Source organism: Shimia sp. R9_1 (assembly GCF_017743775.1).
GTDB lineage: Bacteria > Pseudomonadota > Alphaproteobacteria > Rhodobacterales > Rhodobacteraceae > Shimia.
Genome location: NZ_JAGHRN010000013.1, coordinates 1 through 26776 on the forward strand (window position 1 = coordinate 1; position 26776 = coordinate 26776).

General features: G+C 55.9%; 19 protein-coding genes. 11 read left to right on the forward strand and 8 right to left on the reverse strand.

Features of this window, described 5'->3' with window-relative positions; genetic code table 11:
• Positions 1 to 170: 170 nt before the first annotated feature.
• The 6 genes from J7399_RS20515 to J7399_RS20540 all read left to right on the forward strand — a co-directional run bounded on the left by J7399_RS20515 (position 171) and on the right by J7399_RS20540 (position 6870).
• The gene (locus tag J7399_RS20515) at positions 171 to 791 is read left to right on the forward strand and encodes an adenylate kinase (protein WP_247743005.1); all 621 of its coding nucleotides are present in this window, start codon (positions 171 to 173) and stop codon (positions 789 to 791) included.
• A gap of 71 nt (positions 792 to 862) precedes the next feature.
• On the forward strand, positions 863 to 1123 hold the full coding sequence (locus tag J7399_RS20520) for a DUF4212 domain-containing protein (protein WP_209089881.1): 261 nt from the start codon (positions 863 to 865) through the stop codon (positions 1121 to 1123).
• Between the two features lie 15 nt (positions 1124 to 1138).
• Positions 1139 to 2926, forward strand: coding sequence for a sodium:solute symporter family protein (locus J7399_RS20525; RefSeq protein ID WP_209089883.1), 1788 nt, complete (start codon positions 1139 to 1141; stop codon positions 2924 to 2926).
• A gap of 155 nt (positions 2927 to 3081) precedes the next feature.
• Entirely contained in the window at positions 3082 to 4923 is a 1842-nt protein-coding gene (locus tag J7399_RS20530; protein WP_209089886.1) for a DUF294 nucleotidyltransferase-like domain-containing protein, read from the forward strand.
• 16 nt (positions 4924 to 4939) lie between these two features.
• Positions 4940 to 5461 (forward strand): hypothetical protein, encoded by a 522-nt coding sequence (locus J7399_RS20535; RefSeq protein WP_209089891.1) that lies wholly within the window; start codon positions 4940 to 4942, stop codon positions 5459 to 5461.
• On the forward strand, positions 5461 to 6870 hold the full coding sequence (locus J7399_RS20540; protein WP_209089894.1) for a 3'-5' exonuclease: 1410 nt from the start codon (positions 5461 to 5463) through the stop codon (positions 6868 to 6870). Before J7399_RS20535 ends, J7399_RS20540 begins: the two co-directional genes overlap by 1 nt.
• Before the next feature lie 31 nt (positions 6871 to 6901).
• Here J7399_RS20540 and J7399_RS20545 read toward each other — a convergent pair whose 3' ends face one another.
• The 4 genes from J7399_RS20545 to J7399_RS20560 all read right to left on the reverse strand — a co-directional run bounded on the left by J7399_RS20545 (position 6902) and on the right by J7399_RS20560 (position 12049).
• Entirely contained in the window at positions 6902 to 7462 is a 561-nt protein-coding gene (locus tag J7399_RS20545) for a sarcosine oxidase subunit gamma (RefSeq protein WP_209089897.1), read from the reverse strand.
• Positions 7455 to 10403: a sarcosine oxidase subunit alpha family protein gene (locus tag J7399_RS20550; protein ID WP_209089901.1), complete on the reverse strand. Its 2949-nt coding sequence runs from the start codon at positions 10401 to 10403 to the stop codon at positions 7455 to 7457. The genes J7399_RS20545 and J7399_RS20550 overlap by 8 nt, the downstream gene beginning before the upstream one ends.
• Positions 10400 to 10687, reverse strand: a complete 288-nt coding sequence (locus J7399_RS20555; RefSeq protein ID WP_209089904.1) for a sarcosine oxidase subunit delta — start codon at positions 10685 to 10687, stop codon at positions 10400 to 10402. Before J7399_RS20555 ends, J7399_RS20550 begins: the two co-directional genes overlap by 4 nt.
• Before the next feature lie 111 nt (positions 10688 to 10798).
• Positions 10799 to 12049, reverse strand: a complete 1251-nt coding sequence (locus J7399_RS20560) for a sarcosine oxidase subunit beta family protein (protein WP_209089945.1) — start codon at positions 12047 to 12049, stop codon at positions 10799 to 10801.
• Between the two features lie 150 nt (positions 12050 to 12199).
• On the opposite strand from J7399_RS20560, the gene J7399_RS20565 reads away from it, so the two are divergent.
• Complete coding sequence (locus tag J7399_RS20565; protein ID WP_209089907.1) at positions 12200 to 13018, forward strand: response regulator; 819 nt, start codon at positions 12200 to 12202, stop codon at positions 13016 to 13018.
• On the opposite strand, the gene J7399_RS20570 is transcribed toward J7399_RS20565, so the two are convergent.
• Both J7399_RS20570 and J7399_RS20575 read right to left on the reverse strand, forming a co-directional pair.
• Positions 13003 to 15711 carry an ATP-binding protein gene (locus J7399_RS20570; protein WP_209089910.1) on the reverse strand — a complete coding sequence of 903 codons (2709 nt, stop codon included), beginning with the start codon at positions 15709 to 15711 and terminating at the stop codon, positions 13003 to 13005. The genes J7399_RS20565 and J7399_RS20570 overlap by 16 nt on opposite strands.
• Positions 15708 to 16463: a transporter substrate-binding domain-containing protein gene (locus tag J7399_RS20575; protein WP_209081681.1), complete on the reverse strand. Its 756-nt coding sequence runs from the start codon at positions 16461 to 16463 to the stop codon at positions 15708 to 15710. Before J7399_RS20575 ends, J7399_RS20570 begins: the two co-directional genes overlap by 4 nt.
• Positions 16464 to 16661: 198 nt before the next feature.
• On the opposite strand from J7399_RS20575, the gene J7399_RS20580 reads away from it, so the two are divergent.
• From J7399_RS20580 to J7399_RS20595, 4 genes are all read left to right on the forward strand, one after another.
• Positions 16662 to 17654 (forward strand): TAXI family TRAP transporter solute-binding subunit, encoded by a 993-nt coding sequence (locus tag J7399_RS20580; RefSeq protein ID WP_209081683.1) that lies wholly within the window; start codon positions 16662 to 16664, stop codon positions 17652 to 17654.
• Between the two features lie 84 nt (positions 17655 to 17738).
• Complete coding sequence (locus J7399_RS20585; RefSeq protein ID WP_209089913.1) at positions 17739 to 20357, forward strand: TRAP transporter permease; 2619 nt, start codon at positions 17739 to 17741, stop codon at positions 20355 to 20357.
• The gene (locus J7399_RS20590) at positions 20354 to 20779 is read left to right on the forward strand and encodes a universal stress protein (protein ID WP_209089916.1); all 426 of its coding nucleotides are present in this window, start codon (positions 20354 to 20356) and stop codon (positions 20777 to 20779) included. Before J7399_RS20585 ends, J7399_RS20590 begins: the two co-directional genes overlap by 4 nt.
• A gap of 84 nt (positions 20780 to 20863) precedes the next feature.
• A complete protein-coding gene (locus J7399_RS20595; protein ID WP_209089919.1) occupies positions 20864 to 21871 on the forward strand; it encodes a GlxA family transcriptional regulator in 1008 nt (335 codons plus the stop codon).
• 528 nt (positions 21872 to 22399) lie between these two features.
• Here the strand turns inward: J7399_RS20595 and J7399_RS20600 are convergent.
• Together J7399_RS20600 and gcvP are read right to left on the reverse strand one after the other, a co-directional pair.
• Positions 22400 to 23815, reverse strand: coding sequence for an L-serine ammonia-lyase (locus tag J7399_RS20600; RefSeq protein WP_209089922.1), 1416 nt, complete (start codon positions 23813 to 23815; stop codon positions 22400 to 22402).
• Positions 23816 to 23916: 101 nt separating this feature from the next.
• Positions 23917 to 26775 (reverse strand): aminomethyl-transferring glycine dehydrogenase, encoded by a 2859-nt coding sequence (gene gcvP, locus J7399_RS20605; protein WP_209089925.1) that lies wholly within the window; start codon positions 26773 to 26775, stop codon positions 23917 to 23919.
• Position 26776 lies beyond the last annotated feature (1 nt).

Below are 26776 nucleotides of genomic sequence, written 5' to 3' on the forward strand. Positions count from 1 at the left end.
TCCAATGGGCGCCCGGCCTGCCCAAGACCCGCTCCGGCAAAATCATGCGCCGCATCCTGCGCAAGATTGCGGAAAACGACTACGGATCGCTGGGGGACACCTCCACGCTGGCAGACCCCGCCGTGGTCGACGACCTCATCGAAAACCGTATGAACAAGGGGTGATCGGAGATGACAACACAGACCGAAACCCTCACCCGCATGGTCAACGTTATTCTGCTTGGCCCACCCGGCGCTGGCAAAGGCACACAAGCGGAGCTGCTTGTCAAAAACCACGGGCTGGTGCAGCTCTCCACCGGAGACATGCTGCGTCAGGCCAAGGCGAGCGGCTCTGAACTGGGCAAACGGGTTGCCGAGGTTATGGAGCGTGGCGAGCTGGTCACCGATGACATTGTGATCGGCCTGATCAAGGAGAAGCTCTCCAACTCCGAGGCCAAAGGGTTCATCTTTGACGGCTTCCCCCGCACATTGGCGCAAGCCGATGCGCTGGCCGCGCTGCTTGAGGAAACCGGTGTCACGCTGAGTGCGGCGATCGAGCTGCAGGTGGATGACAAGATCCTGGTGGAACGCATTCTCAATCGCGCAGAACAGGCCCGCGCTGCGGGCCAGCCTGTGCGCGCAGATGACAATGCCGAAACATTGACTCAGCGACTGGCGGCTTATCACGCCCAGACCGCGCCATTGATTGAATACTACAAATCCAAAGGCGCGCTGAAGTCTGTGGATGCGATGGGTGAGATTGACGCCATCGCAACAGAGCTAAACGCGATCGTTTCACAAACGCCCGCGTAAAGGGAACCGTACCCCGGCCATCTGGAAGGGGTGCACGGAGGACAACCAAAACAAGAGGGAGGAGGCATTTTATGTCTGAAAACTCATCAAACGCTGCATATTGGTCCGCCAATGTGCGCATCATCCTGATCAGCCTGGTTATCTGGGCTTTGGTCTCTTTCGGGTTCGGCATTCTGCTGCGTCCGGCGCTGGCGGGCATTTCCGTTGGCGGCACTGACCTGGGCTTCTGGTTTGCCCAACAAGGGTCCATCCTGGTCTTTCTGGCACTGATTTTTTTCTATGCCTGGAAGATGAACAAACTCGACGCCGAACACGGCGTTGACGAAGAATAAGGGACCAGAGGGACAATGAGCCAATTTGCAATCAACTTGCTGTTTGTGGGCGCCTCTTTCGCGCTTTACATCGGCATCGCGATCTGGGCCCGCGCTGGGTCCACATCAGAATTCTACGCCGCTGGGCGCGGCGTTCACCCGGTCACCAATGGTATGGCGACAGCGGCAGACTGGATGTCTGCGGCCTCGTTTATTTCCATGGCGGGCCTCATCGCCTTTACCGGCTATGACAACTCCTCCTTCCTGATGGGCTGGACCGGTGGCTACGTGCTGCTGGCGCTGCTGCTTGCGCCATATCTGCGCAAGTTCGGCAAATTCACCGTGTCGGAATTCATCGGCGACCGCTTTTACAGCCAGACCGCGCGTATTGTGGCGGTTGTCTGTCTGATCGTGGCCTCCACCACCTATGTGATTGGTCAGATGACCGGTGTGGGCGTGGCCTTTGGTCGCTTCCTGGAAGTCTCCAACACCGCTGGTCTGCTGATCGGTGCCTGTGTGGTGTTTGCCTATGCCGTGTTTGGCGGCATGAAAGGTGTGACCTACACGCAGGTGGCGCAGTATTGCGTCCTGATCACTGCCTACACCATTCCGGCGATCTTCATCTCGCTGCAGCTGACCGGCACGCCGATCCCGGCGCTGGGTCTGTTTGGTGAGCACGCAGCCTCCGGTGAGCCTCTGCTGGCGAAACTGGATGCGATTGTCACCGAGCTTGGCTTTCCGGAATACACAGCGCACCACGCCGATACGTTCAACATGGTGCTGTTCACCCTGAGCCTGATGATCGGTACTGCGGGTCTGCCCCACGTGATCATGCGCTTCTTTACCGTGCCACGTGTGTCTGATGCGCGCTGGTCTGCGGGCTGGACGCTGGTGTTCATCGCGCTGCTGTATCTGACTGCCCCTGCAGTTGGTGCCATGGCACGCCTGAACATTTCTGAGCTGATGTGGCCAAATGGCGGCATCTCTGGCGAAGCTGTGACCGTTCAACAGATCGAGAACGAGCCAGAGTATGACTGGATGGCCACCTGGCAGAAAACCGGTCTTCTGGATTGGGAAGACAAAAACGGCGACGGCAAGATCCAGTACTACAACGACAAGAACGCTGATCTTCAGGCGATGGCTGCGGAAAAAGGCTGGGAAGGCAACGAGCTGACCAAGTTCAACCGTGACATTCTCGTGCTGGCGAACCCTGAGATTGCCAACCTGCCATCCTGGGTGATTGGTCTGGTTGCTGCGGGTGGTCTGGCGGCGGCGCTGTCCACAGCTGCGGGTCTGCTGCTGGCGATCTCTTCGGCCGTGTCTCACGACCTGATCAAAGGCGCGATCAACCCGAATATCTCTGAAAAGAGTGAGCTTTTGTCGGCGCGTATTGCCATGGCTGTGGCCATTGCTGTGGCGACCTGGCTGGGCCTCAACCCTCCGGGCTTTGCAGCGCAAACCGTGGCTCTGGCCTTCGGTCTGGCGGCGGCCTCGATCTTCCCGGCGTTGATGATGGGGATCTTCTCCACCAAGATCAACAACACCGGTGCGGTGGCTGGCATGCTCGCAGGTCTGACCGTGACCCTGATCTACATCTTCCTGCACAAGGGCTGGCTGTTCATTCCGGGCACCAACTCCTTCACAGATGCAGATCCTCTGCTGGGTACCGTGAAATCCACCAGCTTTGGCGCGATTGGCGCGGCTGTGAACTTTGCGGTGGCCTATGTGGTGGCAAACATGACCAAAGAGACCCCTGCCGAAATCAAGGCATTGGTTCAAAGTGTGCGTGTACCACGCGGTGCAGGTGCCGCGCAGGATCACTAAGTCCTGACACTCGGCGCTGGCGGGGGCTCCCCTCCCTGCCAGCGCTCTCCTCCTGTCCCGTCCGGGTCTTTCCGGGCGGGACATGTGGCCCGATCCGATGTGCCACCGATGTTGGCGGGGCAGACCCAATATAAACACACGGAACTGACGAACCCATGCCGTTGACCCCTGCTCAAATCGCCCGCTTTCTGAGATCTGTTCACCCCTATGACAGCCTGCCTGCCGAGGTGACCAACGCGTTGAGCACCCGCCTTGAGGCCCACAGTTACAGCCTCGGCGATACGGTCTATCAGCATGGCGCACCACTGGCGGGGATTTACCTTGTCTATGCCGGGCTGGTGGAGATTTCTGATGAACATGGCGGCGTGGTCTCTCATCTGGGGCTGCGCAACTCCTTTGGGGAGCGGGGCCTGCTGCGCGATGGCAAGGCCGCCACTCATGCGCGCTGTGAAGAAGACAGCACATTGCTTTTGTTGCCCAAAGACACGTTGCTGGCGCTAATTGAAGAGCATGACGCCGTGCGGCGGTTTTTTGACCGTGCCGGCTCTGAGCGGCGCGGCGCCACCGCGGGCAATGATCTTGCCAATACCGACATCGCCACCTTTATGGCGCGCAATCCCATCACCCTGAAAGCCGATGACACCGTGCGCCGCGCCGCGCGCACCATGGCGGAGGTCGGAATTTCCTCGGTCTGCGTGATCGGAGATGACGGCGCGCTTCAGGGGCTGGTCACCACCGGCGATCTGGTCAGTCGCGTGCTCTCGCAGGATCTGAGCCCGAACACGCCGCTGGCCGAGGTAATGACCGCAGCGCCGCGCAGCCTCCCGCCCCATGCGATTGGCTCTGATGTACTGCATATGATGACGGAATTCGGCTTTGGCCATATTCCGGTTGTGGAAAACGGCGCGCTAGTCGGGATTGTGACCCAGACCGATCTGACCCGGCTTCAGGCGGTGAGCAGCGTGGAAATGGTGCGCGAGATCACCCGCGCCGACACCGCCGAAGAAATCGCGCAGGTGACCTCGCGCATCCCCAAGCTGCTGGCGCAGCTGGTGGGCTCGGGCCACCGCCATGACATTGTCACCCGGCTGATCACCGATGTGGCCGACATCACCACGCGGCGTCTGCTGACGCTGGCAGAGGCCCGGCTGGGCCCGCCGCCGGTGCCCTATCTGTGGCTGGCCTGTGGCTCGCAGGGGCGCCAGGAACAGACCGGAGTGAGCGATCAGGACAATTGCCTCATTCTGGATGATGCCGTGACCGAAGAGATGCGCCGCGGCTATTTTGCGAAGCTTGCGCGCTTTGTCTGTGACGGGCTGAACACCTGTGGCTATGTCTATTGCCCCGGTGACATGATGGCCACCGCCGAGCGTTGGTGTCAGCCCGCGCGGGTCTGGCGCAGCTATTTTCAGGGCTGGATCAACACCCCCAATCCCGAAGCGCAGATGCTGGCCAGCGTAATGTTTGACCTGCGCCTGATTGCCGGAACCTGGCAGGGTTTTGAGGAGATGCAGGCCGAGACCCTGCGCACTGCAGCGCAGAACTCAATCTTTGTGGCCCATATGGCCTCCAATGCACTTAAACATCACCCGCCTCTGGGGCTGTTGCGCGGATTGGTGACCATCAAATCCGGTGAGCACAAGCATCAGCTTGATTTGAAACACAACGGCGTTGTACCGGTGGTGGATCTCGCGCGGATCAGCGCTTTGCAAGGCCAGCTCAGCGCGGTGAACACCCGCGCGCGGCTGCAGGCCGCCAGCGATGGCCGCGCCGGATTTTCTGCTTCAGGCATTGCCGATCTGCTGAGCGCCTATGACCTGATTGCAGAAGAAAGGTTGAACCATCAGTTACGTCAAATTCATTCCGGTATTGCCCCCGATAATTTCCTCGCACCATCATCTCTGTCAGACTTTGACAGAAGTCATCTACGCGACGCCTTTGTCGTAATAAAATCCCTGCAAGGCGCGCTCAGCCATGGGCGCAGCGCCAGCAACTAGGCTTAGGAGGCCAGCGATGTTTCTCGAACTTCTCGCCGTGATTTTTGCCGGTGTCGCCGGGGCCGGATTGATGATGCTGATCATTCGACTGACTGGCGGGCGGCTGCCCAAATGGCTAACGCCGGTGGCCGCGGGTGCGGTGATGATCGCGGTGAGCATCAGCTCTGAATACAGCTGGTTCAGCCGCACCACCGCAACCCTGCCTGAAGGGCTGGAGGTAGTAGAGACCGTGGAAACCTCCGCGATGTGGCGGCCCTGGACCTATGCGGTGCCGATCACCGAACGCTTTGTGGCGGTGGACACAGCCTCAATCCAAACCAACATCGCCCACCCCGATATGCGGCTCGGGCAGGTCTACTTTTACGGCCGCTGGTCGCCGTTGAACCGACTGAACGTAGCCACAGATTGCGCGAGCAACCGCCGGGCAGCGCTCATAGATGCAGTGTCGTTTGCTGCAGACGGAAGTTTAGATGGTGCGGATTGGGTGAGCGTGGACGAAGATGACCCATTGATCGAGGCCATATGTGAGATTTCTTGATGTTGTCCCGACTTTCTCTGAGATTGCGTGTTCTTCTGTTCTTTGCCCTGCTGGCCATAGGCGGCATGCTGATAATGAACGCTGCGCTGGCGGTAGGTTTTCGAAGCGCGTTATCTGATGGCATTTCAAATGGTTTCATCACTGCCGGGCTAATTACTAGCTTCGGTTTTCTGGGACTTGTGGCCGGCATCTGGCTTCTCTTTGATGAGAACGTCGCCAAGCCCATACAAGCCCTAGCCACCACGCTTCGCGCACGTGCACACGCGGGAGCAGGAGAAGTGGATACACATGGCGCGCGCTATCTTGGGGATCTTGCACCTGCCGCAGAGTCCATAAGCAGCTCACTCGATAGCTCCCGTTCGGCGATGTCGCAGAAAGTAGCGGATGAAACCGAAGTCATCCGTGAAGAACTTGCACAAATGTCAGATGTTCTCCGCGACCTGCCGACGGGACTACTTGTGGTGGGCGATGACGACCGCATCGTCCTCTACAACAGCGAGGCCGCAGCGGGTCTGTCACAGATTGCCCCCATGCGCCTGAACGCGGCCATGTCTGACTATCTTGACGCCGAAACTTGGCGCGTCAGTAAATCGCGCGCCACTAACGGAGCGCTGCTTTCTGGTATCACGCTGAACCGACAGGATGGAGCAAAGATCTCCAACGTAAGCGTTCAGAAACGACGCTTTGAAACTGGGTATCTCATCTGTTTGGAGCCGGCGCCGGAGAAGCCTAAAGCGGCTACCGTCGCCAACCTGACGTATGACTTCCAACTATTGACAGATCGCACATCAGGCGCATTGCACAATCGTAGGTTAGAGCAAACTCCATTTGTGGTTTTTGATTGCGAGACCACTGGGCTGCTGCCCCATAAAGACGAAATCTTACAGCTCGGGGCTGTACGCGTGTTCCGCAATCAGATCATCTATGGGGAAGAAATTGACCAGTTGGCCAATCCTGGCCGACCAATACCTGCTGCCTCCACACGTATCCATCACATTACCGACGCGATGGTCACAGACGCACCACCGCCCAAAGCACTAGTCACCAAGTTCCACCATTTTGCCCGAGACTCAGTGATCGTGGCGCACAACGCACCCTTTGACATGGCCTTTATGCATCGACACGGCAACGAAATGCAGATCGATTGGCCCCATCCAATTTTGGACACTGTCTTGCTCTCCGCAGTGCTCTTTGGAACATCTGAGAAGCATACTTTGGATGCTTTGTGTGAACGGCTTGGCGTAACGATTCCGCCCCACCGCCGCCACACAGCGCTTGGAGACGCCCTTGCCACGGCCGAAGTCCTTTGTCGCATGCTGCCCATGCTCTCCGCACGCGGTTATCACACTCTAAGCGATCTGCTCTCACAAACTCGGAAACATGGTCGTCTCCTAAACGATATGAACTAAAGCGGAAGAACTTCACCTTTACCCATATAGGTCAAGGCAACCCTGCGGCGACCTCGACCAATGCACTGTGCAGCGAACCAGCAGACGAACGTGGGCCGACTACATTAAAGCGCGCCTCTTCGCGGATCAGAAAACAACCGATATGATGGATGTTGGTGCGGGTCGCAGTACCTATGGACATGTCGGGCACGTCGACTGCACAGAGGCGTTCAAACAAGGCCTCTGGGTTGGCGCCTTCGATATCAAACAGGCACCAGCCATCGGTCTGCTCTGTCACAGCGCCAGCGTCTCTGACGATCTCTTTGATCTCTTGGGCCAGAAGAGGGTGCGTGTCGTGATCCGCTTCAATCATCCACTGACCGGGACCGGACCACCAGAAGCGATGATCATCTTTGGTCACACAACCTCCTGGGCCAGGTAGGTCGATCCCAAGAGCAACCTCAATGGCACCAGCGACAACTGCTTCTTGCCCTTTGCGGGCAGCCAGCGAGGCAAGCGAGCAGTTTGGGTTTTCAGAGATGGTGAACGCACCGACGACATCAATGCGCGCGTTCTCTCCCCCTAACGCAGTGGCAGGTTTCAAATCAAACACGCAAACGCCCTCCTTCAGGGTCAATGAAATGAGCGGATACCACCTCTACCGTGGCCTCCTTGCCCTCAAGAGGGTTCACCATGCGAAGGGTTTCTCCCATACGATTGGCGCCATCTTTTAGAAACCCAAGACCAATGAAGCGCTCAAGCACCGGAGAATAGGCCGCTGATGTGACGTAGCCCTGGTCGTGTGTGGCATTCACAGGACCATTTGCATTCACGAGGTGAGCGCCCGCGGTTACCACACCGTCTCCAACAGCTTTCAAGCCAACGAGGCGCAAATCATCATCCCCGTTCAGCCCCGAACGTTCTGACAAAGTGCTTCCGATACTGTCTTTCTTCTTGGACACCATTCGCCCCATACCGAGATTGGCAGCTGTGGTGGTGCCGTTGATTTCAGCTGCAACAGCGTGGCCTTTTTCAATTCGCATCACGCCAAGTGCTTCTGTGCCATAGGGAGTTACGCCAAACTCTTCTCCCTCTGTCATTAGGCGGCGCATCAAAGCGTCACCGTACCGGGTTGGCACGGCCAGCTCATAGGCCAGCTCGCCAGAGAAAGAAATTCGGAACAGACGCGCCCGCAACCCACCACATATTGTGATCTCACCGCAGCTCATGAACGGGAAAGCCTCGTTGCTGAGGTCGTGATCAGGATCAACAATTTTCTGCAACAGTTTGCGCGCATTAGGCCCCGCAATTGCGTATTGCGCCCAGGCTTCCGTTGTGGAGATCAATTGGACATCCATCTCTGGGAACAAACATTGGCGGGCGAACTCCATGTTTCGATAGACCAGCACAGCGTTTGCAGTTGTGGTCGTTACGACGAAATGGTCCTCGGCAAACCGGGCTGCAGTCCCATCATCATACGCGATGCCGTCTTCACGCAGCATCAAGCCATAGCGGACTTTGCCAACTGCCAATTTTGCAAAACCATTTGCGTAAATCTTGTTGAGAAATGCGGCGGCATCCGCACCCTGAACGTCGATTTTGCCGAGAGTGGTTACGTCACAAACCCCCACAGAACCGCGTGTTGTCAGAACTTCGCGGTCGACCGTTTCGCTCCAGTGACTTTCGCCTTTGCGGGGAAAGTACTGCGCACGCAACCAATTGCCGGTTTCCACGAAGACAGCACCCTGCTCCTCCGCCCATTTATGGCTGGGAGTCTTGCGGACAGGGTGGAACTCAGCGCCAACGGAACGACCAGCCAGCGTACCCATTGAGACCGGTACATATGGGGGGCGGAAGATGGTTGTGCCTGTTTCCGGTATGGACTTTCCCGTTATTTCTGCCATCACAGCCAATCCGGCGACATTGGCGATTTTGCCCTGATCAGTTGCCATGCCAAGCGTGGTGTATCGTTTTAGGTGCTCGACTGAGCGGAAACCTTCTTGATGCGCAAGCTTCACATCTTTGACCGTCACATCGTTTTGAAAGTCGACCCAAGCACGTTTGGCATCTTGGACATGCCAGAAAGGTATGATGTTGCAGGCTTCCTCCGCAACTTGCGGCAACTCGATCTCCTTTGCGGTGATGCCAAGGGCTGCCAAAGCGTCCATTGCGCGTTGGGCCCCTCCCATCAAAGCCTCAGAGGTGTTCATATCACCGCATGCAGCCCCTGCGACGGACTGGCCCACTGGCAGCGCCCCTCCTGGCACAAATGCATGAATTACATTGTTCCACACAGGTCGACCACGCTGATGACAGGTTAGTCCCAGATTGGGATTCCAACCGCCAGAAACCGCAACGGCGCCGCAAGGGATAACGCGCGTTTTTCCATTAGCTAATTTGACGGTCACCGATTTAACACCAAGTCGACCTTTGGTGTCGATAATCTGAGCGCCCGCCAGTACCTCTGTGCCTTCGACGAATGGCGCATTATGCCGCGTATCAATCACCGCTGGTACAGAAACGCCCTTTGCCAGCAGGTCCGCCGCTGTGCGGTGACCGTCATCGTTGTTGGTAAAGACCACAACAGTTTGGTCCGGCGTCGAGGCCCACCGATTGGCGTAAGCACGGACTGCGCCTGCCAGCATGACGCCCGGGCGGTCATTGTTTTCAAATGCGATCGGGCGTTCAATAGCTCCAGCACAGACAAGAGCACGCTTGGAATAGATGCGCCAAAATATCTGACGCGGCTTACCGGGTTGCGGGGCTGCCAAATGGTCAGACACACGCTCGACTGCGCCATAGATGCCGTGGTCATACGCTCCAACAACGGTGGTGCGCGGCATAATACGTACATTATCGAGTGAGGCCAATTCTGCTTGGATTTTCGCCACCCAGTCGATCCCGGCCGCGCCATCCAGCTCTTGAGTTTCCGCCAAAAGGCGGCCGCCCAGTAAGAAGTCCTCTTCTGCAATGATCACACGGGCACCAGCGCGCCCCGCTGTCAGTGCAGCCGCCAAACCCGCAGGCCCAGCACCGATCACCAGAAGGTCACAATGCAAAAAGCCTTTGTCGTAGACATCAGGATCATCTTCGAACGATATGCTGCCGAGACCCGCAGCGCGGCGGATCAAAGGCTCATATAGCTTTTCCCAAAAGGCTTTCGGCCACATGAACGTCTTATAGTAGAAACCCGCTGCAAAGAACGGCGCGAACCGATCGTTAATGCCAAGAAAGTCATATTTGAGAGACCCAATATGGTTTTGGCTTTTTGCGCTGAGCCCATCAAAAAGCTCTATAGTTGTCGCCCTTGTATTGGGCTCCTGACGGCCACCCTCGCGCAACATGACCAGCGCGTTGGGTTCTTCAGATCCAGCCGTAACGACACCCCTCGGGCGGTGATACTTAAACGACCGCCCCATGAGGCGCACGCCATTGGCCAGCAAGGCGGAAGCAAGAGTATCACCTTGGCGGCCCTCATAATTCTGCCCATTAAAAGTAAAATTTATCGGCGCGGTGTGATCTATCAGACCGCCCTGTAGTCTGTTGACGCTCATTGGGCAGCTCCTCCTGATCGGCCTATTTCGCTGGCCATTTCCACAGAAACAATTTCATGTGTCAGCGTGTTGCGCGTCACGACCAACCATGACCGATCACCCTGTTCGTGAAACCAGAGTTCCCGGTGCAGACCTGCCGGATTGTCTCGCAAATAGAGGTAGTCGTGGAACGCCTGAACCGCGTTCTCGGCCTGCCAATCGGGGCGGTTCATCAACGAAGCGTCGCCCAAATAGGTGAATTCAGAGGCATCGCGTGGTCCCAATAGAGGATGATTGATCAGCATGTTTTAGTCTCCAACGGCCCAAAAACGGCGTATTGCACTGCAAGTCCCTCGCTACAGGGAAGCCAATGCGGGATCGGGCCCTGGTCAAGTTTGTTGATCATGGTGGTGTCCTCAGTGCAGATTTGGTTGGGCGCCCTGCCCTTTTTCGTCAATCATGTGACCCGTTTGGAAACGATCCAGCCGATAGGCCTGAGCCGTTTCATGCGGTCGGTCAGTCGACAAGAGATGCGCCAAGCACCACCCGGCTGCCGGGGTTGCCTTGAAGCCGCCGTAACACCAACCTCCGTTAAAATAGAGCCCCTCGATGTGAGTTTTGTCGATGAAAGGCGACCCATCCATGGACATGTCCATGATGCCGCCCCAACTGCGCAACAGGCGCACGCGACCCAGCGCTGGGATCAAGGACACACCACTTTCCACCACATCTTCAACAACAGGCAGATTGCCCCGTTGCGCATAAGAGTTGTACCCATCTATGTCGCCGCCAAATACAAGACCACCTTTGTCAGACTGGCTGCAATAGAAGTGCCCCGCACCGTAGGTAATCACCCCTGGGATCGTAGGTTTTAGCCCCTCTGAGACAAAAGCTTGCAGTACATGGCTCTCTATTGGGAGCCGCATGCCAGCAAGGGCCATCAGGCGGCTTGAGCTGCCAGCAACGGATGCTGCTACCTTTTTTGCACCAATGTATCCGCGTGACGTTTCCACGCCGAGGACTTTACCACTTTCAATACGAAAGCCGGTGACTTCACAGTTCTGGATGATGTCGACGCCATGCTGATCTGCGCCGCGCGCGTAACCCCAAGCAACAGCATCATGGCGCACAGTTCCTCCACGCCGATGCCGCAAGCCCCCTCGGATGGGGAATCTGGCGTTCTCAAAATTCAGAAAGGGATACATGGCCCGCACGCCCTCTGCGTCCAAAAACTCGGCATCTGAGCCGTTCAGGATCATCGCATTGCCTCGACGCCGGAACGCATCTCGTTGTCCGTCCGTGTGATACAGATTTAAGATACCGCGCTGGCTGACCATTGCGTTGTAATTTAGCTCTTGTTCAAGCCCTTCCCAGAGCTTCAGCGAAAACTCATAAAACGGCTCGTTCCCGTCGAGCATGTAGTTGGAACGTACTATCGTCGTATTGCGCCCTACGTTGCCACCGCCGATCCAGCCTTTTTCCAGAACCGCGATCCGCTTCTGGCCAAATTGTTTCGCCAAGTAGTACGCGGTTGCAAGCCCGTGACCGCCACCGCCGATGATGACAAAATCATAGTCTGCTTGAGGAGCCGCATCGCGCCAAGTTGGACGCCACCCCTTGTGGCCTGTCAGGGCTTCCTTGATCACTCGAAATCCGCTGTAACGCATCGCATCCTCACTCATTTGAGACGAAAATGACGGTAGTGGTTTGGTTTTCACAGGCGCGTTTTGGTCAGCCATTGCTCCATTTCCGTCACATCGCACAAAAGCACGATCGCCCACTTGCACAGAGGTAACGTTTCCTTTCACATGCCTCGCATGAAGCAATTGAAACGACAGCTGCCCCCTTTGACCTCGCTGGTTGCCTTTGAGGCCGCTGCGCGGCTGGGATCATTCACCACGGCTGCAGAAGAGTTAAATGTGTCGCGGGAAGCGGTAAGCCGTCAAATCCGCGCGTTAGAAGCGCATTTGGGCGTTAAGTTGTTTGAGCGAGACGCAAATACGGCCGCCATGGGCCTGACAGGGCAGCAGTTTTATACTACCGTTTCGCCAAATCTATGGGCCATTGCCTCAGCTGCAAATGAGCTCACGGGAGGGGCAAATGAGAATGAGCCAGCCCCTGAGGCGGATCTACTAGAGGTACCTCTGGAACACGATGACAAGCCGACTCTGTTGGTTGTCGACGATTCCGCTGACAATATTCATCATCTCTACGGACTGCTTAGCGAGAGCTATCGCGTCATTGCGCAACGCTCTGGGCAGAGTGCTCTTTCCTATCTGTCCAAAGAGAGCGTAGATCTCATCTTATTGGACATCCGAATGCCGGACATGGATGGCTACGAAGCGTGCCGCCGCATCAAAGCGACGGCCAGTCTCGCGGAAATACCGATCATCTTTGTAACCAATTTGGATGATCCGGCAGATGAGACCAAAGGTTTGGAACTAGGCGCTTCTGATTTCATTTCACGCCCAGTTGTACCCGCGGTCTTGAGCGCACGCATCCGCACTCAAATCGAACTGCGACAGTCTAGGAGCGCATTAGAAAGCCTGCTCACACGTCGCGCGGACAGATTGCAAAAGGCCGAAAACCTGCTGACAAAAATGGCCAAAGAGATCGAGGCCTATCGGTCAGAGTGAGATAGCGGACTCGCATCTTTGGCCAGCCGAAGAGCCTTAACAAAGTCCAACTTTTCGAGTGCACCTATCAGTTCGACGAACTCGGTACTGAAGTGTTCGCTTTTGTGGAGCATCTTGGCATGACCTAAAGACGCCATATCATGACTTCGGATCAACTCAATTAGCGCCTCCCAACTGGCAGGATGTTGGGTTGAGGGCTCCTCTAACCCCAAATCCTCCAAGGTAAGTTCTTCGGACAAAACTTCGATTTCGCTCAATAAAAATTTGAGATGTGCCTGATCAGTTTCAGTCTTCTGGGCCGCTTCGGCGAGTGGCACAGCACCCACGGTGCGTGCAGATCCCTTAATAATATGAAGTGTGGAGTTCATATCGTCGGGCGCAACGCCTCCGCCCGACAGTACTTGCCACCAACCCTTAAGTTGCGCGCGAAAGCGTTCCAAATTTTGTTTGTAAAGCAAGCGATTTCCCCCTGCGAGGAAGAGGCCCTGCTGGCGATCTAAGTGCTTTGGCGCCTGCGTAGTTGGCACGTGTTCTACCAGGGCCGCTTGCAACTTGGCAGGGTCGACCGGCTTGGGCAAAAATTCGGCAAAGCCAGCAGCGCGACACTTTTTATACTCTTCTGGAGTGGCATTGGCCGACGTAGCGATGACCGGTGCCAATGTACCGCCGTAGTCCTGTTGAAGCTTTTGCATGGTTTGGTGACCGTCCATTATGGGCATATGCAGATCCATCAAGATCAGGTCAGGCATGACTTTCGCCACTTGCTCAATTGCCTCAAGGCCGTTGGCAGCCGTTCGAACATCAGCACCAAACCCACCAATCAACGCTTCAAAGACCGATTGATTGATCCGATTATCCTCCACAATAAGGATATCGCGCCCTGCCAAAATATCTGGCGTTGATTTGGGCTCATTGGTTTGATTTTGAGAGCGTTTCACCGCCTCAAGAAATTCGCTGTGCGTGATTGGAAGATCGATTGATATCGCCGGTATTGCGTCTAAAACTTCACGCAAAAAAGTAACGTGTTCGCTATCCACAAGAACCCGAACAGCCGCGCCTCCTTCAGCCGACTGTCCACCAACTCTTTGCGCCATAGCAGCTACCGCGTCCCGATGCTGACCCTCCCCCAAAACCAGGATCGATCGTTTTCTGTCCTGCCCGTAGAGCGCGGGCTTGCTGGCGACAACAAGATCAAATGAGAAACGGGCACCTTGGCCAAGCTCGCTTTCTACATTCAAGTTCCCACCCATTTGCTCCGCTGAGCGCAAAGCAATGGACAGTCCTAGTCCGGTCCCACCATATTTTCGGGTGGTAGAAGTATCTGCCTGTCCAAATGGTTTGAAAATTTCCTCGATCTGCTCCGGTGAAATTCCAATACCAGTGTCGCGGACACTAAGAGTGAGGTGGCTCTTGTTCTGATCAAGCATCTCGCAAGAGGCATTGATGCAGATCTCACCTTCGTCTGTGAACTTCACAGCGTTAGAAGCAAAGTTCATCACCACTTGCCGCAATCTGAGCGGGTCAGCAAAGATCTCACGAGGAAGGTCCGGCGCGTAGTTCCAGATCAAGCGCACCGGCTTTTGTTGAAGCAAGGCGCGTGTCTGCATCATCACGCTGTCCAAAAACTCATCAACAGAGAACCATACGTTCTCCAATGCCATTTCCCCCGCCTCAATTTTGGAGAGATCCAGCACCGAATTGATATTTTGCGACAAATGGGCCGCAGCGGCGCGCATATCTTGGATGTGGCGAGGCGTTCGATTGCTGTAACCGTCCCGCAAAAGCACCTCGGACAGGCCAATTATGGCATTCATCGGCGTGCGCAATTCATGGCTCATATTGGCAAGAAAGACGGATTTCGCTTGCGACGCCTCAACGGCCTCATTTCGTGCCGCCACCAACTCTTGTGTGCGATCGTCCACGATGGATTTCAGATTGTCCCGGCTATCTTCCAGCTCGCCGACTGTTCTCCCAAAGGCGCGTGCAAGACGTGAGATTTCGTCTCTGCGGTGCGGATCAAGCATGTGACGGTCGCGGTCAGTGAGTTCGAATTTATGCCCATCACGCACGCGCAATGCTGCCATCTGCAGGCGGGTAATTGGACGAATAACGGTCAACTGCACCAAGAGAAAAATCGCGCTGGTCACAAGCAGTGTCTGAAGAATGCTAGAGCCAAGCACCACCAAACTTCGGGCGACCATTTCAGCCCCGATGGACTGGTAGGAGTAAATGGCAAAAAGAGCCCCGATATCAGCCCCATCTCGCTTGCTGTGCAGGGCAAAGCGGTAGGTTTCATCGCCATCAGCGCCAAAGCCAAACCAACGTGCGACGCTTGGCGCTTTTACCTGTGCGGTGCGTGCGACCGACAAATCACCAATGCCCGCACTTTCCCGCAGGCCGTCGCTTAACAGCGGATCCTCAATCCATGCTTCGGTGATCACGGGATCTTTTAATAGCCCCCCCATAAAGGCCAGTGCGTCGGGGATATCGACTTCCCAATATGCGCTTTCGATTTGCGGCAATGTGGCACGAATGATGCGGTCAGCGTTTTGACGGGCCGTGTCAACCCGCTGTGTTCCTTCAAGCCAAAGGGTCACAACGCCCAGAACGAGTCCAGAGAGAATACCAATGATGCCCGCCGCGATCGCGATCTTGGGAGTTACCCCCAAACGATGCAGACGTATGTCTCTCATTCTTCAAAATGCTCCTGAACGATTTCACGGATGCGGCCGGAAGAATGCATGGCGCTCAGAGAGCCTTGCAGGCGATTTGCCATGTCGTCCCCGTCTCCGTCTCGTGGGAATGCAATATAGCGCTCTTGCTCGACCAAGGGTGTTGGAAGAAACCGCAATTTCTCGGTCAACCCCATGTCGTCAATGATATGCGCAAGCGTGGCGTGACCACCGACAATCACATCTGACCGCCCCAGCATGAGCTTTAGTATATTGGTGAAATCATCCTTGGACATCTCGCGGGCAATGTCGGGATGACGGTCAAAACTGTCTTCATAGGTAAATCCTGACACGACGCCTACAATCAGCCCATCTAGTTCGTTAAGTGACCGGATGTCCTCTATAGGGCTGTCAATCAGTGTCACGTAAACCGTTTTTGTGCGGCGCAATGGGCCAACCATATTCCACTTCTCAAAACGTTCCCTCGTTGGTGCAAGTTGAAAAACAGCATCCAGATTTCCGGCATTAAAATCCAGCAAGGCGCGGTTCCAAGGTAAGGGACGGTGCTCCAGTTCAACATTTATCTTCTCAGCCGCTTCATTGAGGATTTGTACGTCGATCCCGCGGTACTGGCCGTCGACCGTATAATTAAACGGCGCAAACCCCTCCATTGACCCGACGACCCAAACCTCGGCGTTGCCAGGCTTCGCCAAATTGGCGCAGCAACAAATAGCCGCCAACACAGGAATGGCTTTTGCCAAAAGGGTCTTCATTTGGAAGGCTCCGTCACAGTTACGTGGAACTGTAACCACCGGCTTTTGCCCAAGGCAATGTTTCCAGCCCACAGAAAAATTACGGTCACAGCGTAACTTTTTTGTCTCTCACAAAGGCGCGGGCTTCGCTGGTAACCAACTTTCGGACAAAGCGTTGATGCCCACCTCTGCCGACTTATGGCGGCGGGCGTATGGCGTATGGTAATTCAACAGGAGGAAAATATGTCCAAGACCAAGAAAATCACAGGCGCTCTGCTGGCACTTGCCATGGGCGCAGGTGCTGCTTCCGCAGCGGATCAGACATTTGTGACCATCGGAACCGGCGGTGTAACGGGTGTTTATTACCCTACCGGCGGCGCAATCTGCCGTCTGGTGAACAAAGGCCGCAAAGAGCACAACATCCGCTGCTCCGTAGAATCCACCGGTGGTTCAGTTTACAACGCACGCACCATCCGTCAGGGCGAACTGGACTTTGGTGTGATCCAGTCTGACGTTCAGGTGAAATCCATCAACGGCACCGACCAATTCTCCGAAGACGGTCCTTACAGCGGCCTACGCTCCCTGTTCTCCGTACACCCTGAGCCAATGCACCTGATGGCACGCGCAGATGCTGGCATCACGACCACTGCAGACCTCAAGGGCAAGCGCGTTAACATCGCAAACCCTGGTTCCGGCACCCGCGTTCTGGCAGAAACACTGCTGAAATATGAAGGCCTCTCCGTTGACGATTTTTCTCTGGCAGCAGAGCTGAAGTCTTCCGAGCAAGCCGCTGCGCTGTGTGACGGCAAAATCGACGCGACCATCTGGGCCGCTGGCCTGCCCAACGGCTCTTCCCAGGAAGCGACCTCCACTTGTGATGTGAAAATCATTCCTTTGTCCGGTGAAGGCATCGACAAGCTGCTGGCGGACAACTCGGCCTATGCGCCTGCAACCATTCCTGGCGGCATGTACCCTGGCAATCCAGATGATCTGCCATCTTGGGGTCCGAAAGCCACCATCGTGACATCTGCTGAAGCATCTGACGAAGTTGTCTACGAAGTGGTAAAGGCCATCTTCGAAAACTTTGATGGCTTCCGCAAGCTGCACCCAGCCTTCGCCAACCTGAAAGAAACTGAAATGGTTTCGGATGGCCTGACCGCAGAAATCCACCCAGGCGCGATGAAATACTATCAAGAACGCGGCTGGAAGTAATTTCCTCCCAACTGCCCGCACCAAATCGGTGGGGGCCCTTTTTATTCGTTCATAAAAAGAATTCCGCAAACAAGAGGGACAACCGTGACCAACGCTTCGACACAGTCAGATACATCTGCACAGACCGATCAGGTCGATCTGGAAGATATTGTTGCCGAGTCCGACACCGGAGCGCGCACGCCGCACAATTGGTTTTCGGCCAAAATCTTGTGGGCGGTTCCTCTTATTTGGTCGACCTATCAACTTTGGATCGCCTCCCCGCTTCCCTTCATCTTGGGCGTTGGCGTGTGGAACGACACGCAAACCCGTGCAATCCACCTTGGTTTCGCGGTCTTTTTGGCTTTTGTGGCCTTTCCAGCCTTTCGCTCAAGCCCGCGCCATCATGTGCCCGCGCTGACTTGGTTGACTGCCATCGCAGGCGCAGTCAGCGCCTCCTATCTTGCGTGGAACTATGTAGGGGTGGCGGCCAGGACCGGTATTCCAAGCACGCTTGATCTTGCCATGGCAGGCATCGGCATTGTGTTGCTGATGGAAGCCGCCCGCCGTTCGCTTGGGTTTCCACTTATGGGCGTTGCGATTTTCTTCCTCGCATATGTCTTTTTCGGCTCCTGGGACGGGCTTCCGGAAATGGTTCAGTGGAAGGGCGCGTCGTTTAATAAGGCGATGAGCCACCTGATGCTAACAACCGAAGGCGTGTTCGGCGTGGCTCTGGGGGTCTCCTCTGGCTTTGTGTTTCTGTTTGTGCTGTTTGGCGCACTTCTCAATCAAGCCGGAGCTGGCAATTATTTCCTTCAGCTGGCTTTTGCGGCGCTAGGGCACCTGCGTGGCGGCCCCGCAAAAGCGGCCGTTATTGCCTCTGCTGCCACTGGTCTGATCTCCGGTTCCGCCATCGCCAATGTGGTGACCACCGGAACATTCACAATCCCGCTGATGCGCCGCGTTGGCTTCTCGCCTGCCAAAGCCGGTGCGGTAGAGGTCTCCTCCTCCATCAACGGTGTGCTTACGCCGCCGGTCATGGGCGCGGTAGCCTTCCTGATGACGGAATATGTGGGCATCTCATATGTGGAGGTTGTGAAGACCGCGATTGTCCCTGCGGCGATCTCCTACATGGCTCTGGTCTACATTGTGCACCTTGAAGCGCTGAAGATGGGCATGACCGGCACCAGCCGCATGCACCCCATCAAGTTCATGCTCGGTGCCATCTTCATTATCGCGATTTCTATCGTGATCGGTGGCGGAACTCTTTGGCTTGCCGGTCAGATCGTGACCTTGGTCGACAACCTGATTGGGCCAATGTCCACACCGGTTCTTGTAGCCGGCCTCTTGATCGCCTACGTGGCAGCTGTCCGCTATGCCGCAGCACGACCCGATCTGGAAACCGGCATTGACTCCATGCTGAATCTCCCACCGGCTCGGACTATTCTGAAGACTGGTCTGCATTATCTGCTACCAATCCTGCTGCTGATGTATCTGTTGATGATCGAACGCAAATCGCCGGGTCTATCGGCCTTCTGGTCTTCGATGTTCATGCTTCTGATTTTGCTGACCCAGGATCCGCTCAAGGCCTTTTTCCGAAATCAAAACACAATCGCCGCCTCTTTCTCACATGGGTTTGCACAAACCATCGAAGGCATGATTATCGGTGCACGCAACATGGTGGGCCTTGCCGCGGCGATGGGACTTGCAGGCATCATCGTTGGGGCGGTGACGCTGACCGGTATCGGGCAAGTCATGGCTGAATTTGTGGAATTCCTGTCAGGCGGCAACCTGTTGGCAATGCTGTTCTTCGTCGCTCTGATTTCGATCATTCTGGGCATGGGGTTGCCAACAACGGCAAACTACATCGTTGTTAGTTCGTTGATGGCCGGCGTGGTTGTTGAGCTGGGTGCTCAAAACGGCCTTATTGTGCCACTGGTTGCGGTACACATGTTCTGCTTCTACTTCGGTATCATGGCAGATGTGACGCCCCCTGTTGGCCTTGCGTCTTTCGCAGCCGCGGCCATTTCAAAAGGCGACCCTCTACGCACCGGTTTCCAAGCGTTTTTCTACTCCATCCGGACAGCGCTTTTGCCATTCCTGTTCATCTTCAATACCGACTTGTTGTTGATCGACGTTGGCCCGGTCCAAGCGATAGTTGTCTTCATCACCGCGCTGATCGCCATGCTGCTCTTTGCGGCTGGCACCATGGGCTACTTCCAGACACGCTCAAAACTGTGGGAAAGCGCGGTTCTGATCTTCTGTGCCTTCATCTTGTTCCGTCCGGATTTCTTCCTGAACCAGATCGCAGATGAATTCGAAGTCCGCTCCCCCGCTGAACTCTACACACTGGCAGAAGCCGCGCCCGACAACCGCACCCTTCGCGTCCGTCTGACCGGAGAAAACTTAGAAGGCGATCTGGTAGATGCGCGCTATCTGCTCCCGCTTGGCACCGCTGGTGAAAATGGTGAAACACGACTGTTGGACGGCGCGGGCATCGAGTTCCGTAACGAAGATGGCGCACTTTTGGTGGACAATCTGAACTTCGGCGGCCCGGCAGAGCAGCTCAAGATCGACTTTGATTGGGAAGTGGTTGAGATCGAAGTGGAGGCTGCGCGTCCTCCTCAAGAGATCTTCTATCTTCCTGCTCTGTTGCTGCTTAGCCTTGTGTTTGGCGTACAGCGCCGCCGCAAAGCGAAAACAGACTCTCAAGAGGTGCCCGCATGACCCGCACAGTACTCGCCGCGATTGACCTGACCCAACCTGAAGATCAGAAAGCCGTACTTACAAAAGCACGCCAGATTGCCGATTTGGAAGGCGTACGATTGTCGGTTGTCACAGTGCTACCAGATTTTCGCATGAGCGTCGTTGGTACCTTTTTCTCTGACGAGCATACCCACGAAATGGCAGAAGGCAGCCGGGTGGCCCTCCATAAGTTCATCGAGGAAACCGTTGGCCGTGACGCTGAGACAAAGCATGTGATCCGCATGGGTAAGACCTCTGAGGAAATCCTGATCACGGCAGAGGAGCTTGATGCACAGGTGATCGTGATGGGCGCCCATAAGCCCAATCTCAGGGACTATCTCATTGGCCCAAATGCCGCCCAGATTGCCCGCCACGCCCCTTGTTCTGTCTACATCGTGCGCTGAGCAAATTCCCTCAACGCCAGACGTAATGCAAGAATTTCAGCCATATAGCACGCGGCTTAGCGACTAAGTTGTGACCGAGAGCCCATGGAACGCAGAGACACAACCAACATTGGTTTCCTGGTTTTTCCGGGCTTTCCGATGGCGTGCTTGACCTCCGCCATCGAGCCTTTGCGAGCGGCAAATGAAATCTCCGATCGTGAGGCTTTCTCGTGGCGCGTCCTTTCTGAAAATGGTGAGGCTGTCACCGCCAGCGCAAATGTCGTTTTTCAACCAGATTGCTCTCTGCGCGATGTTGAAAACCTCGACTATCTGTTTCTCTTGTCTGACCCTGAGAGCGCATTTGCAGTGCCTGCATCCGGAAACGGACATCTGCGGTATTTGGCGCGCCACGGTGTGCAAATCGGCGCGGTAAGTGGCGGTGTTTTCCCGCTTGCAGCTTCGGGCCTGCTTCTGGGGCACACCTGCTCGGTGCACTGGTGCTATCGGGCTGCCTTCGAAAAGGCTTTCCCGGAAATTGCAGTCAGCGATGATGTACTGGTCCTTGATCGCCGCCGTCTGACGGCTTCTGGCGCAGCCGCCATGTTTGACCTGATGTTGGGCATGATCGAAGACACGTTGGACAGCGTTGTGATGACCGAAGTCGCCTGTTGGTTCCAGCATCCGATGGTACGCACAGAAGGCGTTGGCCAAAGCGTTCCTGCGTTTAAAACTGCGGGTGTAACAAGAGATCTACCGCCCCCTCTGGCCAAAGCAATTGCGGTATTCTCCGACAATCTAGAAGAGCCCGTGAGTATTGGAGATGTCGCCGAGCAGGCAGAGGTCTCCTCACGCAAACTTGAGCGTCAATTCAAGAAATACCTTGGTCAAAGCCCTCTGAACTACTATCGCATGTTGCGCATGAACGCTGCGCGGCAACAGGTCTTATACTCTCGTAACAGCCTGTCTGACGTAGCTCTTTCCGTAGGTTACAACAGCTCTTCAACGCTCTCAAAACACTACAGACAAGCCTTCGGCCTGTCTCCAAGCGAAGAACGCAACCAAAAAAGCAACCGCTTCAAAATTGAACGCGGGCAGCCAATTCCGGTCGTATGATTTGCTTGGGGTAGAATCTATTGAGAATAGCCCTCCCATAGAGAATTTCTATTTTGGTTGTCAACCAATCCGTTAGCATCTGCAAAAGAATGGCAGCATAAATGAACGCAAATGTATTGCTACGCATGTTTTACTGGAGACTGATCAATCAAGTCTTAGTGTAGCTATTTGAGCGCTAGTGCAGGCTTTTCCCGCTCACAATTAGTAAGGCGGTTTCGGGTCCCCGATGCACGCTTGCGGGTAGCACCATTTGGCAAATCCTTTAGATATCTTAGAATTTTGCTTTCGCTATATCCAACCTCCCAGAGCGCCCCAGTTCGAAGCAGCGGTTCTTGTTGTATGCTCTTTATTCTCTGTATCGGAGCTTATATTGACAGAAAATGCTGCATGATTTGGCTAAAATTCTACTATAAAGTGTGTGCGAGCTACTCGTGTGCCATATTGGGCTTGGACGCTAATGCTATCTTAGCAGCAGAAAAGACCTGGAAAATCTTCGGGCTACGCGACAAATACGACACCTTGGAATATTCAGCACTCCGGTAGGTTAACAGCTAAGCCACCAAGCGATGTCTCTTTGTATTTCTCTGCCATGTCGACACCGGTCTGGCGCATGGTTTCAATACAATTGTCCAGCGGCATGAAATGCGTGCCATCGCCATGCAGTGCCAGAGAAGCGGCGGAAACCGCTTTGATCGCGCCCATGCCGTTGCGCTCAATGCACGGCACCTGAACCAGCCCCATCGCGGGGTCACAGGTCATGCCAAGATGGTGTTCTAGCGCAATTTCGGCTGCATTTTCGATCTGTTCATTGGTACCACCCAATGCCGCACAGAGACCGGCAGCAGCCATGGCCGAGGCGCTGCCAACTTCGGCCTGACAGCCACATTCTGCACCGGAGATGGAGGCGTTGTGTTTGACCAAACCGCCAATGGCTGCGGCCGTGAGCAGGAACTCATCAATGCCTTCACGCGTCGCGCCGACACAATGGTCGCGATAGTAGCGAATGACGGCAGGCACGACACCCGCCGCGCCATTGGTTGGGGAGGTGACCACCTGCCCGCCCGCAGCGTTTTCCTCGTTGACCGCCATAGCATAGACCGAAAGCCAGTCATTGATGCTGTGCGGCTGCTGGCTGTTTAAGCCGGTTTGATTGGTCAGCCGTTGATGAATGGCACGGGCGCGGCGTTTCACATTAAGGCCGCCTGGCAGAATGCCGTCCTGAGAGAGACCACGGGCGATACAACCATCCATGACGCTCCAGACAGCGTTTAGCTGATTGCGCAATGTCTCAGGAGACATCGCAGTTTCTTCGTTTGCGCGTTTCATTTGCGCGATTGTCTTGTCGGATTTTGCCCCCATCGCCAGCATTTCTGCGGCAGAGCCAAAGGGATAGGGATATCCCGCCGCTTCCTGTTCATCATGCAGATCAGCATCAGGCGCATCATTGGCCGAGAGCATTTCGGCCTCGGTCATGATGAAGCCACCACCGATAGAGTAATATGTTTCTGCCAAGATGGTGCTGCCTTCAGCGTCATGGGCACTGAGTTTCATCCCATTGGCGTGCAGCGGCAGCGCGGGGCCGTAGTCAAATTCCAAATCGCTCGCGGGATCAAAGCGCAGAGTGCCGCAATTGGCGACATTCAGTTGATGATCCTGCATGAGCTTTTCCAGTTTTGCTTCCGCGAGATCCGCATCAACTGCGTCGGGACGGAAGCCCATCAGGCCCAGAAACACGGCGCGATCCGTGGCGTGGCCCTTGCCGGTAAAAGCGAGAGACCCGTGCAGTGATCCTGTGATGCGATCGGCAGATGCTGGGTCAAATGTGCCGCCCTCACCTGAGGACAACTGATCCAGAAAATGCACGGCGGCTGTCATCGGTCCCATGGTGTGGGAGGATGACGGTCCAATCCCGATTTTGAAGATATCAAAGACGCTGAGGAACATGCGTGCAAATCCCTGGCTAGAAAACTGAGAGGAGTGAATGGCGGCGCCTGGCGCCTGGCGCCGGAAGGCTGCGGCCCCCGTTGAGGGCCGCAGCGCAATTTTTATTCCGCCGCTTCGGCGTAGTCTTCCATTGGAGGACAGGTGCAGACCAGATTGCGGTCGCCATACGCGTTGTCGACCCGGTTCACTGCTGGCCAATATTTGTCCACGCCGAGGTTGCCCGGAGGGAAACAGGCCTGATCGCGGCTGTAGGGTCGATCCCACTCACCAACCAAGTCACGCACGGTATGTGGCGCATGTTTCAGCGGGTTGTTTTCTGGATCGATCTTGCCGTCGATGATGTCCTGCGCCTCTGCCCGGATGGAGATCATTGCATCACAGAAGCGATCAATCTCTGCCTTGGGCTCAGATTCCGTGGGCTCCACCATCAGCGTGCCGGCCACTGGCCAGGACATGGTAGGGGCGTGGAAACCGCTGTCGATCAGACGCTTGGCCACATCATCTACGGTCACATGCGCTTCATCGTTGAGAGGACGGGTGTCCAGGATGCACTCATGTGCCACACGACCGGTTTCGGAGGTGTAGAGGATTGGATAGGCGTCTTTCAGACGGGCGGCGATGTAGTTCGCGCTCAAGATCGCGATTTTGGTTGCCTGTGTCAGACCTTCGCCACCCATCAACAGGATATAGGCCCAGCTGACCGGCAGGATAGACGGGGAGCCAAATGGCGCTGCTGAGACCGGACCAAGTGCAGACCCGTACTCCGGGTGACCTGGAAGGTGCTCTGCCAAGTGTGCTTTGACACCGATCGGGCCCATGCCGGGGCCGCCACCGCCATGCGGAATGCAGAAGGTCTTGTGCAGGTTGAGGTGGCTCACGTCGCCGCCGATGTCGCCCGGACGGGACAGGCCCACCATCGCGTTCATGTTGGCGCCGTCGATGTACACCTGACCGCCGTGATCATGGGTGATCTGGCAGACCTCCTGCACAGTGGTTTCAAACACACCGTGGGTGGATGGGTAGGTGATCATGCAGCCCGCGAGATTGTCTGAGTGTTTCTCAGCCTTCTCACGGAAGTCCGCCACATCGATGTTGCCGTTCTCATCCGCTTTGATGGGAACCACTTTCCATCCCACCATCTGAGCGGATGCCGGGTTGGTGCCATGCGCAGACGTTGGGATCAGGCAGACATTGCGGTGACCTTCGCCACGGGAGATGTGGTAGTTACGAATGGTCAAAAGACCTGCGTATTCCCCCTGTGCACCCGAGTTTGGCTGCTGCGAAATCGCGTCATAACCGGTGATCTGGCAGAGCTTGTCATTCAGATCGTCGATCATTTCGAGATAGCCCTGCGCCTGATCTTCGGGAACGAAGGGATGTAGGTTGCCAAATTCCGGCCAAGTCACCGGGATCATTTCGATGGTTGCGTTCAGCTTCATCGTACAGGAGCCGAGCGGGATCATCGCACGGTCGAGTGCCAGATCGCGGTCCGCCAGACGGCGCATGTAGCGGGTCATTTCCGCCTCTGCACGGTTCTGGTGGAAGATCGGGTGAGTCAGATACTCAGTCTCGCGCAGCGCGTAGTCAGGCAGACGATACTCAACATTGTTGCTGTCATCTTTGCGATCAATGCCGAAAGCACCCCAGACCGCCTGGATTGTCTCTGGGCGGGTCTGTTCGTCAAGCGAGATGCCAACTTTGGTTTCGCCGACCTTGCGCAGGTTGATGCCACGCTGCACAGCCGCGTCCATGACGGTTTTCTGCAGGTGACCCACTTCGACGGTGATGGTGTCAAAGAAGACCTCAGGCTCCACCTTGAAACCTGCCTCTTCGAGGCCGGTTGCCATGCGGGAGGTTTTGCGGTGAACCGACTGCGCAATGGCTTTGATGCCTTCGGGGCCGTGATAGACCGCATACATGGAGGCGATCACAGCGAGCAGCGCCTGTGCGGTACAGACGTTGGAGTTCGCCTTTTCGCGACGGATGTGCTGTTCGCGGGTCTGGAGCGCAAGGCGGTAAGCCTTGTTGCCGCGTGCGTCGATGGACACACCGATGATGCGGCCCGGCATGGAACGCTTCAGCTTGTCGGTGGTGGCCATGTAAGCAGCGTGTGGTCCGCCGTAGCCCATTGGCACACCAAAGCGCTGGGTGGAGCCAATTGCGATGTCAGCCCCCATTTCACCCGGTGATTTCAGCAGGGCCAGAGACAGAATATCGGCCGCCACGACCGCCACGCCTTTGTGCTCGTGTAGGGCTGCGATCTGATCGGTGAAATCGCGCACGTGACCGTTGCTGCCGGGATACTGGAAGATCGCGCCAAAGACCGCGCCTGCATCAAGGCTGTCCACATCGCCAATCTGTACATCAATGCCGAGCGGTTCCGCGCGGGTCTTGATTACGGCGATTGTCTGCGGGTGGCAGTGTTGATCGACAAAGAAGGCCGCTTTGTTGGACTTGGAACGCGCACCACGGTGGGCCATCGCCATGGCTTCTGCTGCTGCGGTTGCTTCATCAAGCAAAGAGGCGTTGGCCACTTCGAGGCCGGTCATGTCGCTGACCATGGTTTGGAAGTTCAGCAGCGCTTCGAGGCGTCCCTGAGAAATCTCAGGCTGATAAGGCGTGTAAGCCGTGTACCAGGCAGGGTTTTCCAGAATGTTGCGCAGGATCGGCGCAGGCGTGGTGGTGCCGTAGTAACCCTGACCGATAAGGGAGGTCAGAACCTTGTTCTTATCTGCAACCTGACGCATGTGGAACAGCGCGTCACGCTCGGACATGCCGGGCTGGCCCCAATCGAGAGGCTCTTTCTGCCGGATGGCAGGAGGCACGGTTGCGTCGATCAGATCATCAAGAGAGTCAAAACCGACGGTTTTGAGCATCTCTTCGATTTCTGACGGCGAAGGACCGATATGACGCCGGTTGGCAAAGTCATATGGGTCGTACTTTGTCAGTTCAAATGCCATT